The following is a 12,454-nucleotide window of genomic DNA, read 5'->3' as shown; positions in this document are numbered from 1 at the left end:
CCGGGCGCTTCCTTCGTTCTTATGTTTCCGACTTTATCAGACTCTTTCGTGTCCGATTCCCGGTCGAAGCGGGTTTCGCTTTCCAGTTCTTCGCTTTCGCGTTTCCCTTTCCTGCGACTCCAACTCTACCAGATCATTTCCGTGTCTGTTTCTCGAAAGTCACAGTGCTTGGATTTGAATTGGATGGCCGTTGGAGAGCCATTCCCTTTCGGGCGAGCCAGACTTTATCAGGTTTCCCCGGTCCGGATTCCGCCCGCCCGCATCGACCCGTCCGGGCACACGTGTGTGCTGAGGTGTCGTGCGAGGTGGAGACGTAAACGTACTGGAGCGGGGCCCCCGGATGCAAATCCGGTTGCCCCGCTCCGGTGAGATCGCTACGGCGAGGGTCAGACCTCGACGACGACCGGGAGGATCATCGGGCGGCGGCGGTAGCCGTCCGAGACCCACTTGCCCATCGTGCGGCGGATGAGCTGCTGGATCTGGTGCGGCTCGGCCACGCCGTCGGCCGCTGCGCGGGCGATGGCTTCCTCGATCTTCGGCAGGACGGCGGCGAACGCCGAGTCGTCGATGCCGGAGCCGCGGGCCTGGATGTTCGGGCCGCTGACGATCTTGCCCGTGGTGCTGTCCACCACGACGTAGACCGAGATGATGCCCTCGTCGCCGAGGATCTTGCGGTCCTTGAGGTGGACTTCCGTCACGTCGCCGACCGACAGGCCGTCCACGTAGACGTAGCCGGCCTGGACCTTGCCCGAGATGCGCGCCTTGCCGTCGATGAGGTCGACGACGACGCCGTCCTCCGCGATGACGATGCGGTCCTTCGGGACGCCCGTGAGGGCACCGAGCTCGGCGTTGGCGCGCAGGTGGCGCCACTCGCCGTGGACCGGCATCAGGTTCCGCGGCTTGCAGATGTTGTAGAAGTACAGCAGCTCGCCGGCGGAGGCGTGGCCCGAGACGTGCACCTTGGCGTTGCCCTTGTGCACGACGTTGGCGCCCCAGCGGGTCAGGCCGTTGATCACGCGGTAGACCGCGTTCTCGTTGCCCGGGATCAAGGACGACGCCAGGATCACGGTGTCACCGGGGACGATCCGGATCTGGTGGTCGCGGTTGGCCATGCGGGACAGGGCCGCCATCGGCTCGCCCTGGGAACCCGTGCAGACCAGGACGACCTCGTGGGCCGGCAGGTCGTCGAGGGTCTTGACGTCCACGACGAGGCCGGCCGGGACCTTCAGGTAGCCGAGGTCGCGGGCGATGCCCATGTTGCGGACCATCGAGCGGCCGACGAAGGCGACCCTGCGGCCGTACTCGTGGGCGGCGTCGAGGATCTGCTGGATGCGGTGCACGTGGCTGGCGAAGCTGGCCACGATGATCCGGTTGTTGGCGTTCGCGAAGACCGTGCGCAGGACGCCCGAGATCTCGCGCTCGGGCGGGACGAAGCCCGGGACCTCGGCGTTCGTCGAGTCCGAGAGGAGGAGGTCGATGCCCTCTTCGCTCAGACGCGCGAAGGCGTGCAGGTCGGTGAGGCGCTTGTCCAGCGGCAGCTGGTCCATCTTGAAGTCGCCGGTGCACACCACCATGCCGGCGCCGGTGCGGATGGCCACGGCCAGGGCGTCCGGGATGGAGTGGTTGACCGCGATGAACTCGCAGTCGAAGGGGCCGAGGTTCTCGCGCTCGCCTTCCTTCACCTCGAGGGTGTAGGGGCGGATGCGGTGCTCCTGGAGCTTCGCCTCGATGAGGGCCAGCGTCAGCTTGGAGCCGATCAGCGGGATGTCCGGCTTCTCCCGGAGGAGGTAGGGGACGGCGCCGATGTGGTCTTCGTGGCCGTGCGTGAGGACGATGCCCTCGATGTCGTCCAGGCGATCCCGGATGGACGAGAAGTCCGGCAGGATCAGGTCGATACCCGGCTGCTCCTCTTCGGGGAAGAGGACGCCGCAGTCGACGATCAGCAGACGGCCGTCGAACTCGAAGACGGTCATGTTGCGGCCGATCTCACCGAGGCCGCCCAGGGGGGTGACCCGAAGGCCGCCCTTGGGGAGCTTCGGCGGCGGACCGAGTTCAGGATGCGGATGGCTCAAAAGGTTCTCCTTCACCACGCGCGCCACGCAACCGTGGAGGCACGTGGCGCGCATGTCATTCGTGCACTTGCTTTGTCTTGTTTGGTTCCGCTTATTCAGTTGTGAAGTCTGGTGTCAGAGCTGTACCCCGCCCGCGGCAAGATCGATCTTGAGCTGTGCCGCCTCTTCGGTGGTCAGCTCGACGAGCGGGAGCCGCAGCGGGCCCGCGGGCAGGCCCTGCAGGTTCAGCGCGCCCTTGGTGGTGATCACGCCCTGGGTGCGGAACATACCGGTGAAGACGGGGAGCAGCCTCTGGTGGATCTCGGTGGCCTTCTGGACGTCGCCGCCCAGATGGGCCTCGAGCATCTCGCGGAGCTCGGGGGTGACCACGTGGCCGACCACGGAGACGAAGCCGACCGCGCCGACCGACAGGAGCGGCAGGTTCAGCATGTCGTCGCCCGAGTACCAGGCCAGGCCGCTCTGGGCGATGGCCCAGCTGGCGCGGCCGAGGTCGCCCTTGGCGTCCTTGTTGGCAACGATACGGGGGTGCTCGGCCAACCGGACGAGAGTTTCGGTGTTGATCGGGACACCGCTGCGGCCGGGGATGTCGTAGAGCATGACCGGCAGCTCGGTGGCGTCGGCGATCGCCGTGAAGTGCCGGAAGAGGCCCTCCTGCGGCGGCTTGCTGTAGTACGGGGTGACCGCGAGCAGGCCGTGGGCGCCGGTGCGCTCGGCCTGGCGGGCGAGCTCGAGGGTGTGGCGGGTGTCGTTGGTGCCGATGCCGGCGACCACGTGGGCCCGGTCCCCGACCGCTTCGAGTACGGCTCGTACGAGGTCGTTTTTCTCCGCGTCGGTGGTGGTCGGCGACTCACCGGTGGTGCCGTTGATGATCAGGCCGTCGTTGCCTGCGTCCACCAGGTGGACGGCGAGCTGCTGCGCGCCGTCGAGGTCAAGTGCGCCATCAGCCGTAAACGGCGTGATCATGGCGGTGAGGACCCGCCCGAAGGGGGTCTGCGGAGTCGAGATCGGAGCCATGGGTAACACGCTACTCGCTGCCATGCTCGCGGTGTCCCCTCGGGGGACGTGATGAGGGTGTTGGAGCCCGGCACTGCCTGCTCGGGGGTTCAGGCAGTGCCGGGTCCGTTTGATCAGCCTAGATGAACTTTACGAAACGCCGCAATACGGACACTTCGGACTTGGACCGCACATCCGTACGGTCAGGCCCTTCCAGCCTTATGGGGCAACGCGGCCGTTGCCGTTGAAGGCCGCGTACGTGAGCGGCATGAGACCCGCCCAGTGCCGCTCCATCTCCTCGCCGACCATCTCGATCTCCCGCTGCGGGAAGGACGGGACCGCCGCCAGCTCGTGCTGGGTGCGCAGGCCGAGGAAGTGCATGAGCGAGCGCGCGTTGCAGGTGGCGTACATCGAGGAGAAAAGACCGACCGGCAGGACCGAACGGGCAACCTCGCGGGCCACGCCCGCCGCCAGCATCTCCTGGTAGGCCTCGTAGGCCTGGCGGTAGGAGTCCTCCATGACCCGGCCCGTCAGCTCCTGCTGGGCTTCGGTGCCCTCGACGAAGACGTACTTGCCGGGGCGGCCCTCCTGGACGAGCTTGCGCTCGGCGTCCGGGACGTAGAAGACCGGATCCAGCTCCCTGTAGCGGCCCGATTCCTCGTTGTAGGACCAGCCGACGCGGTGGCGCATGAACTCGCGGAATACGAAGATCGGGGCGCTGATGAAGAAGGTCATCGAGTTGTGCTCGAAGGGGCTGCCGTGGCGGTCGCGCATCAGGTAGTTGATGAGGCCCTTGGAGCGCTCCGGGTCCTTGCGGAGCTCCTCCAGGGACTGCTCGCCGGCGGTGGAGACACGGGCGGCCCACAGCACGTCGGAGTCGGCGGCGGAGTGCTTCACCAGCTCCACCGTCACATCGCTGCGGAAGCTGGGTTTCAGGTCTGAAGCGGCGGTCTCGCTCACCGGGAGGGTCCTTCCGAGCTGGTCTTACTTGGGGCCGCGCCCACTCTACGACGGTCCGCGGACCGGACCGGGCAGTCCGGAATCCCCCGGTTCCGCGGCCGGTACATCTGACGCTGCGCCATAAAATTTGGTTAATGTCCCGACATCCGGCACCGATCGGGGCTTTTGTGCGTCCTACCTACTAGAACGCCAGCTCATCCCGCCCCCACCGCCCCAGGGCCCCAGGGCCCCGACCGTAAGGAGAATCGCTCCCATGTTCCGCCGGCGCGAACCCGTCCCGTTCGCCTTCGTCGCCGAGGCCGACCGATTCCGCAGCAACGTCACTCCGCCGCCGCCCGAGAGTCTGAGCAAGACCCAGATCGCCGCCCGTAGTCTGGTCGGACTGACCGTGGTGGCGGGACTCGTCGGCTCGCTGCTTTTCGGGATGCCCGCACTGCAGCCGAGCCAGGTACCGGCGAAGTCGCAGCAGTCGGAGGCGTCCGAGGGGCGGTAGCCTCACGGGCACAGCCCAACCGAACGTGCATGTGAGTGAGGTCCTGCCGTGCCCCTGCCCTTCCTGACGGCCGACGGCGCATTCGACGCGCACGACACCGGGGACACCCTCCCCTACCAGGACCACGACCGCTGGCGTCGTCCCTACCGCCCGGGGCCCTGGCGGGTCGCCATCGCCGCGCTGCTGCTCCTGCTCGGCTCCTTCATGCTGTTCGCCACGGTGATCATCACCGCCGCGGGCACCTGGACCGGCGCCCTGGGCGGCCTGGCCGCCTCGCTCGCCGTGGTCGGATCCGCCCTGCGACTGCTGCGCACGGGCGTCTGGGTGAGCCGCAAGGGGCTGCGCCGGGTGGGGTTCTTCGGGACCCGCTCGATCCCGTGGAGCCAGGTCGCCGAGGTGCGCACGGTGCAGCAGCCCGTGCGCTGGCTCGGACTGCCGAGGACCGTACAGGGGCAGGCACTGACCGTGGCGGCGCGCGGCGGGGCCGGGCTGCCGGTCCTGCTGACCGACCACAACGCCGACTTCCTCTCGCGCACCGAGGCGTTCGACCGGGCCGCCGACTCGGTCGAGGCCTGGGCCGCCGAGTACCGGGGCGTACCCGCCTGATCCGCCGGCGCGGGCACGAAGAGCCCGTACAGAAGAGCCCGTACAGGACCGGTCCTGTACGGGCTCTTCTCATGGGGCCGGTACGTCGTGCAGGGAGATCGCCCGCTGCATCGCCTTGCGCGCCCGCGGGGTGTCGCGGGCGTCACGGTAGGCGACCGCGAGGCGGAACCAGCTGCGCCAGTCCCCCGGCGCGTCCTCGGTCTCGGCCTTGCGGCGCGCGAAGACCTCGTCGGCGGAATCCCGCAGGATCCGGCCGTACTTGTCCCGCTCGAGCTCGTCCACGGGCAGTCCGCCCTCGGCCTCCAGCTCGGTCGCGAGCTGGTTGGCCTTGGTGACGAACCGCGTGTTCTGCCAGAGGAACCAGACGCCGATGACCGGCAGGATCAGCACGGCCAGACCGAACGGGACGGTGATCGGGGTCCCGAGCCGAATCAGCATCAGGCCCCGGCCGCCGGCCAGGACGAAGTAGACGGCCAGGACCGCGGCCGTGATGAAGTAGGTGATCTTCGCGCGCATGGTTCCGCTGCCTGCTCGTCAGCCGAGTTCGAGGAAGTTTTCCAGGCCGAACGTGAGGCCCGGGGTCTGCGTCACGCGGCGCGCACCGAGCAGGATGCCCGGCATGAAGCTGCTGTGGTGCAGGGAGTCGTGACGGATGGTCAGGGTTTCGCCCTCGCCGCCGAGGAGGACCTCCTGGTGGGCCAGCAGGCCGCGCAGGCGGATCGCGTGCACCGGGACGCCGTCGACGTTCGCGCCGCGCGCGCCGTCGAGGGCGGTGGTGGTGGCGTCGGGCTGCGCGCCGAGGCCGGCCTCGGCGCGGGCGGCCGCGATGAGCTGGGCCGTACGGGTCGCCGTGCCGGAGGGTGCGTCGACCTTGTGGGGGTGGTGCAGTTCGACGACCTCGACGGACTCGAAGTACCGGGCGGCCTGGGCGGCGAACTTCATCGTGAGGACGGCGCCGATGGAGAAGTTCGGTGCGATGAGCACACCGGTCGCCGGCGAAGCGGCGAGCCAGGTGTCGAGCTGGGCGAGGCGGTCCTCGGTCCAGCCGGTGGTGCCGACCACTCCGTGGATGCCGTGGCGGATGAGGAAGTCGAGGTTCTCCATCACCGAGTCGGGGGTGGTCAGCTCGACGGCGACCTGGGCGCCGGCCTCGGCCAGCGTCTCCAGCTTGTCGCCGCGGCCGAGGGCGGCCACCAGTTCCATGTCCTCGGCGGCCTCGACGGCCTTGACCGCCTCGGAGCCGATGCGGCCCTGGGCGCCGAGGACTGCCACGCGCAGCTTGCTCATTTTGCGTCCTTACATGCATACAGACTGACGACGTACGGAACTTTTCCCTGTCCGGGGACCTAGGCCACGGCTTCGTCGAGGCGGGCCGCCTGCTTCTCCTTGAGCGGGCCGATCACCGCGAGCGAGGGCCGCTGGGCCAGTACGTCCTGGGCCACCGAGCGCACGTCGTCCGGGGTGACGGAGGCGATCCGGGCCAGCATGTCGTCGACCGACATCTGGTCGCCCCAGCACAGCTCGCTCTTGCCGATGCGGTTCATGATCGCGCCGGTGTCCTCCAGGCCGAGGACGGTGGAGCCGGACAGCTGGCCGACGGCCCGCCGGATCTCCTCGTCGGTGAGCCCGTCGGAGGCGACCTTGTCGAGCTCGTCCCGGCAGATCCGCAGTACGTCGTGGACCTGGCTGGGGCGGCAGCCCGCGTAGACGCCGAAGAGGCCGGTGTCGGCGAAGCCCGAGGTGTACGAGTACACGCTGTAGGCCAGGCCGCGCTTCTCGCGGACCTCCTGGAAGAGGCGGGAGGACATGCCCCCGCCGAGCGCGGTGTTCAGCACGCCCAGCGCCCAGCGGCGCTCGTCGGTGCGGGCCAGGCCCGGCATGCCGAGGACCACGTGGGCCTGCTCGCTCTTGCGGTTGACCAGCTCGACGCGGCCGGAGGTGCGGATCCGCTTGGTGCCGGTGCGCGGGCCGATCGGCTCGGCGTCGGCGCGGGTCAGGGCGCCGGCCTTCTCGAAGGCCGCGCGGACCTGGCGTACGACCTTGTTGTGGTCGACGTTGCCCGCGGCGGCCACGACCAGGTGGGTGGGGTCGTAGTGCTTCTTGTAGAAGCGGCGGATCCGGTCGGCGGTGAGCGCGTTGATCGTGTCGACAGTGCCGAGGACGGGGCGCCCGAGCGGGGTGTCCCCGTACATGGTCTGGGCGAACAGGTCGTGGACCATGTCGCCCGGGTCGTCCTCGGTCATCGCGATCTCTTCGAGGATGACGCCGCGCTCGGCGTCGACATCGGATTCGAGGATCAGCGAGCCGGTGAGCATGTCGCACACGACGTCGATGGCCAGCGGCAGGTCGGTGTCGAGCACCCGCGCGTAATAGCAGGTGTACTCCTTCGCCGTGAAGGCGTTCATCTCGCCGCCGACCGCGTCGATCGCGGAGGAGATGTCGAGGGCACTGCGCTTGTCGGTGCCCTTGAAGAGGAGGTGCTCCAGGTAGTGCGTGGCGCCGTTCAGCGAAGGCGTCTCGTCCCGGGAGCCGACGTGGGCCCAGATGCCGAAGGTGGCGGAGCGGACGGACGGCAGGGTCTCGGTGACGACGCGCAGTCCGCCGGGGAGGACCGTGCGCCGGACGGTGCCGATGCCGTTCGTGCCTTTGAGCACTGTTTGGGTACGGGCGACGGCCCGCCCCTCCGAAGAGGGGCGGGCCGTCACACGGGAACTACGCGACGTCACTTGTCGGAGTCGTCCTTGTCAGCGTCGTCGCCGGCGGCCTCGCCGTCGATCACGGGGACCAGGGAGAGCTTGCCGCGGGAGTCGATCTCGGCGATCTCGACCTGGACCTTGGTGCCGACCGCGAGCACGTCCTCGACGTTCTCCACGCGCTTGCCACCGGCGAGCTTGCGGATCTGCGAGATGTGCAGCAGGCCGTCCTTGCCGGGCATGAGGGAGACGAAGGCACCGAAGGTGGTGGTCTTGACGACCGTACCCAGGTAGCGCTCGCCGACCTCCGGCATGGTCGGGTTGGCGATCTGGTTGATCGTGGCACGGGCGGCCTCGGCGGCCGGGCCGTCGGAGGCACCGATGTAGATGGTGCCGTCGTCCTCGATCGTGATCTCGGCGCCGGTGTCCTCCTGGATCTGGTTGATCATCTTGCCCTTGGGGCCGATGACCTCACCGATCTTGTCCACCGGGATCTTGACGGTGATGATCCGCGGGGCGAACGGGGACATGGCGTCCGGCGTGTCGATCGCTTCCATCATCACGTCGAGGATGTGGAGGCGGGCGTCGCGGGCCTGCTTGAGGGCGGCGGCCAGAACCGAGGCCGGGATGCCGTCGAGCTTGGTGTCCAGCTGGAGCGCGGTGACGAACTCCTTGGTGCCGGCGACCTTGAAGTCCATGTCGCCGAAGGCGTCCTCCGCACCGAGGATGTCGGTGAGGGCGACGTAGTGGGTCTTGCCGTCGATCTCCTGGGAGATCAGACCCATGGCGATACCGGCGACGGGGGCCTTGAGGGGCACACCGGCGTTCAGCAGCGACATGGTGGAGGCGCAGACCGAGCCCATGGACGTCGAGCCGTTGGAGCCGAGAGCCTCGGACACCTGGCGGATCGCGTAGGGGAACTCCTCGCGCGTCGGGAGGACCGGCATGATCGCGCGCTCGGCGAGCGCGCCGTGGCCGATCTCGCGGCGCTTCGGCGAACCGACGCGGCCGGTCTCGCCGACCGAGTACGGCGGGAAGTTGTAGTTGTGCATGTAGCGCTTGCGGGTCACCGGGGAAAGGGTGTCCAGCTGCTGCTCCATACGGAGCATGTTCAGGGTGGTGACGCCCAGGATCTGGGTCTCGCCACGCTCGAACAGCGCCGAGCCGTGCACGCGCGGGATGGCCTCGACCTCGGCGGCGAGGGTACGGATGTCCGTGAGCCCGCGGCCGTCGATGCGGACCTTGTCCTTGATGACGCGCTCGCGGACCAGGGCCTTGGTCAGGCTGCGGTACGCGGCGGAGATCTCCTTCTCGCGGCCTTCGAAGGCCGGGAGGAGCTTCTCGGCGGCGATCTCCTTGACGCGGTCCAGCTCGGCCTCGCGGTCCTGCTTGCCCGCGATGGTCAGCGCCTGGGAGAGCTCGCCCTTGACGGCGGCCGAGAGGGCCTCGTACACGTCGTCCTGGTAGTCCAGGAAGACCGGGAACTCGCCCTCGGGCTTGGCGGCCTTGGCGGCGAGGTCGGACTGGGCCTTGCACAGGGCCTTGATGAACGGCTTCGCGGCCTCGAGGCCCGCGGCGACGATCTCCTCGGTCGGCGCCTCGGCGCCGTCCTTGACCAGCGCGATGGTCTTCTCGGTGGCCTCGGCCTCGACCATCATGATCGCGACGTCGCCGTCCTCGAGCGCGCGGCCCGCGACGACCATGTCGAAGACGGCGTCCTCGAGCTCGGTGTGCGTCGGGAAGGCGACCCACTGGCCGCGGATCAGCGCGACGCGGACGCCGCCGATCGGGCCGGAGAAGGGCAGGCCGGCCAGCTGGGTGGACGCGGACGCGGCGTTGATCGCGACGACGTCGTACAGGTGGTCGGGGTTGAGCGCCATGATCGTGGCGACGACCTGGATCTCGTTGCGCAGGCCCTTCTTGAAGGACGGGCGCAGCGGGCGGTCGATCAGGCGGCAGGTGAGGATCGCGTCCTCGGAGGGGCGGCCCTCGCGGCGGAAGAAGGAGCCGGGGATCTTGCCTGCCGCGTACATCCGCTCCTCGACGTCGACCGTCAGGGGGAAGAAGTCGAGCTGGTCCTTGGGCTTCTTCGACGCGGTGGTGGCGGAAAGCACCATCGTGTCGTCGTCCAGGTAGGCAACGGCGGAGCCGGCGGCCTGGCGGGCCAGACGGCCCGTCTCGAAGCGGATGGTGCGGGTGCCGAAGGAACCGTTGTCAATGACGGCCTCGGCGTAGTGGGTCTCGTTCTCCACTAGCGTTTTCTCCATTTTCGTCGTCTCCGTCCGCCACCCGTGTGGTGGTGGACGGTTGCGGAGAAGCGCTCCTTGCGTGCGGGCCGGTCTTCGATCGAAGCATCCGGGGTTCGAGCCCGTGGCGGGCGTTCCGGGTGCCACTACCGAGGACCGGCGGCGTAGGGAGGGCGCTCCTCCTCTTCAGTTGTGCACGTGGTTCCAGACTACAAAGCGTCCGGTACGTCGCGCACGTACAGCAAAGGGAGCGGCCCCCTCAGTGTGGGAACCGCTCCCTTCACAGCGTCTTTACTTGGCGCCGGCCGCACCGCGGCGGATGCCGAGGCGCTCGACCAGCGTACGGAAGCGCTGGATGTCCTTCTTGGCCAGGTACTGCAGAAGGCGGCGGCGCTGGCCGACCAGGATCAGCAGACCACGACGGGAGTGGTGGTCGTGCTTGTGGGCCTTCAGGTGCTCGGTCAGGTCCGAGATGCGGCGGGACAGCATCGCGACCTGGACCTCGGGGGAGCCGGTGTCGCCCTCCTTGGCACCAAACTCTGCGATGAGCTGCTTCTTCGTTGCGGCGTCGAGCGGCACGCGTACTCCTCGTAATAGGTCTTCGTAGCCACCGAGTGCCCCAGGTCGAATTCTCTGGGGATCTTCCGTAACTCGGGAGGCGGGGTCCGCTGAGCGCAGCCCCCGGAGGAATCCGAGGGCGCGTACACAAACGGCCGTCACACAGCGTACCAGGCTGCCGCTCGGCCCCGTCTCAGCTGGTGAGAGCGCGGGCCCGGGCGTAGACGTCGAGCACGGCCAGGGTCAGCGGGACCAGGCTGAGCAGGACCGCCGCCTCGGTGAGGTCGAGCAGGCGCCCCCAGAAGGGTGACAGACCCCTGCGGGGAATGGCCAGCGCAATTCCGACGAGGAGGGCCGCGGCGGCGGTGACGGCGGCCGACAGCCAGATCGTACGGATGTCCAGGCCGCTGCGGTCGCCGTACAGGGCGAGCTCGCGGAGCAGGGCGGCCGGGGGGTGCGCTGCGAGGCCGAGGACGAGCAGGCCGAGGGCGGCGAGGCCGGCCACGAGGGCGCAGGCGACCTGGGAGGTGTAGCGGAAGAGGCGGGCGCGCAGCAGCATGGCGAGCCCGGTGGCCAGGGCCAGGAGTCGGGCCCAGGTGTCGTCGCAGAAGCCGAGGACGGCGGCGGAGCCGACCGCGACCGCGGCGCAGCCGCCGACGAGACCGAGGAGCGTCTCGTGGCCGCGGCGGGCCTGGGCGGCGATGGCCTCGGCGTCGAGCGGGACCCCGGAGTCGTGCCGGCCGGCGGCGGCGCGCTCCCCGTAGGGCTGCTCGGTCTCGTCGCGGTCCGGGGTCTCGTACTCGGCCACGGCGCTCCGCGGGGCCGCGTAGCCGATGGGGAGCCGGGCGAGGCGGGCGGAGAGGCCGGGGAGGAAGGCGACGAGGCCGATGGCGACGGGGGCGCAGACGGCCGCGGCGGCGGCACGGCCGGTGTCGGTGGCGATGGCGGTGAAGGTGGCCAGGGACCCGGTGGCGGCGAGGAAGGTGGCCGCGACGAAGGGGGCGTCGCCGTCGGGGGTGAGGGCGACGAGGGCGACCGAGGCGACGAGTGCGCAGAGGCACCCGAGGAGGAACTGGAGCCGGCCGGGGCCCTGGCCGGCGGCCGGGGCGACGATGCCGGCGCCGGCGAGCAGCAGGTGGGGGACGGCGGCGAGGCCGAGGGCTACGGCGGAGCCGCGGTCGCGGTAGACGCGGGCGCGGACGCCGGCGGCGGCGGTGAGGAGCAGGCCGACGCAGCCGGCGACGGCCCCGGGCAGTCCGTGCATGTCGTGCAGGACGGGGTCGGCGTACCAGAGGACGAAGCCGAGGAGGACGAAGAGGACGGCGGCGCCGGCCAGGCCCGCGCCGCGCAGCATGTCGTCGCTCCAGCGGTGGCGGCCCCGCACCACGGCGGAGGCGACGGCGTCGGAGACGTCGTCGAAGACGGCGGGCGGCAGGGAGTCGGCGAAGGGGCGCAGGCTCAGCACCTCGCCGTCGAGGACCTGCTGGGCGGCGAGTGTGCGGGCGCCGTCGAGGACGGTGCCGGAGCGCAGGACGAGGTGGAAGCCGGTGGGGGCGCCGACGGGCTGGGTCTGGCCGGTGAGGCGCAGCAGCTCGGGGTAGATGTCGGCGACGGCGATGTCCTCGGGGAGGGCGACGTCCACGCGGCTGTCCGGAGCCACGACGGTGACCCTGCGGAAGCCGGTCGCCTCGGCGGTGTTCACCTGGTGCCCCCGGTTGGTGTGTGCGTTGGTGCGTTGGTGCGTTGGTGCGTTCGTTCGTGCGTGCGTCGGTGTGGTGGTGTCCGCGTCGGTGCCGCGTCCGGCCCCGGCGGGCCGGTACGCACGCCGGTCGC

11 protein-coding genes are annotated in these 12,454 nt (G+C 69.7%); 2 read left to right on the top strand and 9 right to left on the bottom strand.

The window, feature by feature from the left end; genetic code table 11:
- Positions 1–386: 386 nt before the first annotated feature.
- The 3 genes from J7F03_RS07995 to thyX all read right to left on the bottom strand — a co-directional run bounded on the left by J7F03_RS07995 (position 387) and on the right by thyX (position 4,025).
- Positions 387–2,072 carry a ribonuclease J gene (locus J7F03_RS07995; RefSeq protein ID WP_214947951.1) on the bottom strand — a complete coding sequence of 562 codons (1,686 nt, stop codon included), beginning with the start codon at positions 2,070–2,072 and terminating at the stop codon, positions 387–389.
- 114 nt (positions 2,073–2,186) lie between these two features.
- Positions 2,187–3,086 (bottom strand): 4-hydroxy-tetrahydrodipicolinate synthase, encoded by a 900-nt coding sequence (gene dapA, locus J7F03_RS07990; protein WP_214947950.1) that lies wholly within the window; start codon positions 3,084–3,086, stop codon positions 2,187–2,189.
- A gap of 198 nt (positions 3,087–3,284) precedes the next feature.
- Complete coding sequence (gene thyX, locus J7F03_RS07985; protein ID WP_214947949.1) at positions 3,285–4,025, bottom strand: FAD-dependent thymidylate synthase; 741 nt, start codon at positions 4,023–4,025, stop codon at positions 3,285–3,287.
- 253 nt (positions 4,026–4,278) lie between these two features.
- Here thyX and J7F03_RS07980 point away from each other — a divergent pair, with 253 nt between their 5' ends.
- Positions 4,279–4,518, top strand: a complete 240-nt coding sequence (locus tag J7F03_RS07980; protein ID WP_214947948.1) for a hypothetical protein — start codon at positions 4,279–4,281, stop codon at positions 4,516–4,518.
- A gap of 48 nt (positions 4,519–4,566) precedes the next feature.
- Positions 4,567–5,124 carry a PH domain-containing protein gene (locus J7F03_RS07975; protein WP_214947947.1) on the top strand — a complete coding sequence of 186 codons (558 nt, stop codon included), beginning with the start codon at positions 4,567–4,569 and terminating at the stop codon, positions 5,122–5,124.
- 69 nt (positions 5,125–5,193) lie between these two features.
- Here J7F03_RS07975 and J7F03_RS07970 read toward each other — a convergent pair whose 3' ends face one another.
- The 6 genes from J7F03_RS07970 to eccD form a co-directional block, all read right to left on the bottom strand.
- The gene (locus J7F03_RS07970) at positions 5,194–5,640 is read right to left on the bottom strand and encodes a hypothetical protein (RefSeq protein ID WP_214947946.1); all 447 of its coding nucleotides are present in this window, start codon (positions 5,638–5,640) and stop codon (positions 5,194–5,196) included.
- An 18-nt stretch (positions 5,641–5,658) separates the two neighbouring features.
- Complete coding sequence (dapB, locus tag J7F03_RS07965; protein ID WP_214947945.1) at positions 5,659–6,411, bottom strand: 4-hydroxy-tetrahydrodipicolinate reductase; 753 nt, start codon at positions 6,409–6,411, stop codon at positions 5,659–5,661.
- Positions 6,412–6,470: 59 nt separating this feature from the next.
- Positions 6,471–7,850 carry a pitrilysin family protein gene (locus tag J7F03_RS07960; protein ID WP_214947944.1) on the bottom strand — a complete coding sequence of 460 codons (1,380 nt, stop codon included), beginning with the start codon at positions 7,848–7,850 and terminating at the stop codon, positions 6,471–6,473.
- Entirely contained in the window at positions 7,847–10,069 is a 2,223-nt protein-coding gene (locus tag J7F03_RS07955; RefSeq protein ID WP_214947963.1) for a polyribonucleotide nucleotidyltransferase, read from the bottom strand. The genes J7F03_RS07960 and J7F03_RS07955 overlap by 4 nt, the downstream gene beginning before the upstream one ends.
- Positions 10,070–10,354: 285 nt before the next feature.
- Positions 10,355–10,642, bottom strand: a complete 288-nt coding sequence (gene rpsO, locus J7F03_RS07950) for a 30S ribosomal protein S15 (RefSeq protein WP_112451810.1) — start codon at positions 10,640–10,642, stop codon at positions 10,355–10,357.
- 172 nt (positions 10,643–10,814) lie between these two features.
- Positions 10,815–12,323, bottom strand: a complete 1,509-nt coding sequence (gene eccD, locus J7F03_RS07945; RefSeq protein WP_214947943.1) for a type VII secretion integral membrane protein EccD — start codon at positions 12,321–12,323, stop codon at positions 10,815–10,817.
- Positions 12,324–12,454: the final 131 nt, after the last annotated feature.

It is taken from the genome of Streptomyces sp. ISL-43, from assembly GCF_018614195.1.
Lineage (GTDB): Bacteria > Actinomycetota > Actinomycetes > Streptomycetales > Streptomycetaceae > Streptomyces.
The sequence above is the reverse complement of the archived record's forward strand: the minus strand, read 5'-3'. Positions and strand labels throughout refer to the sequence as shown.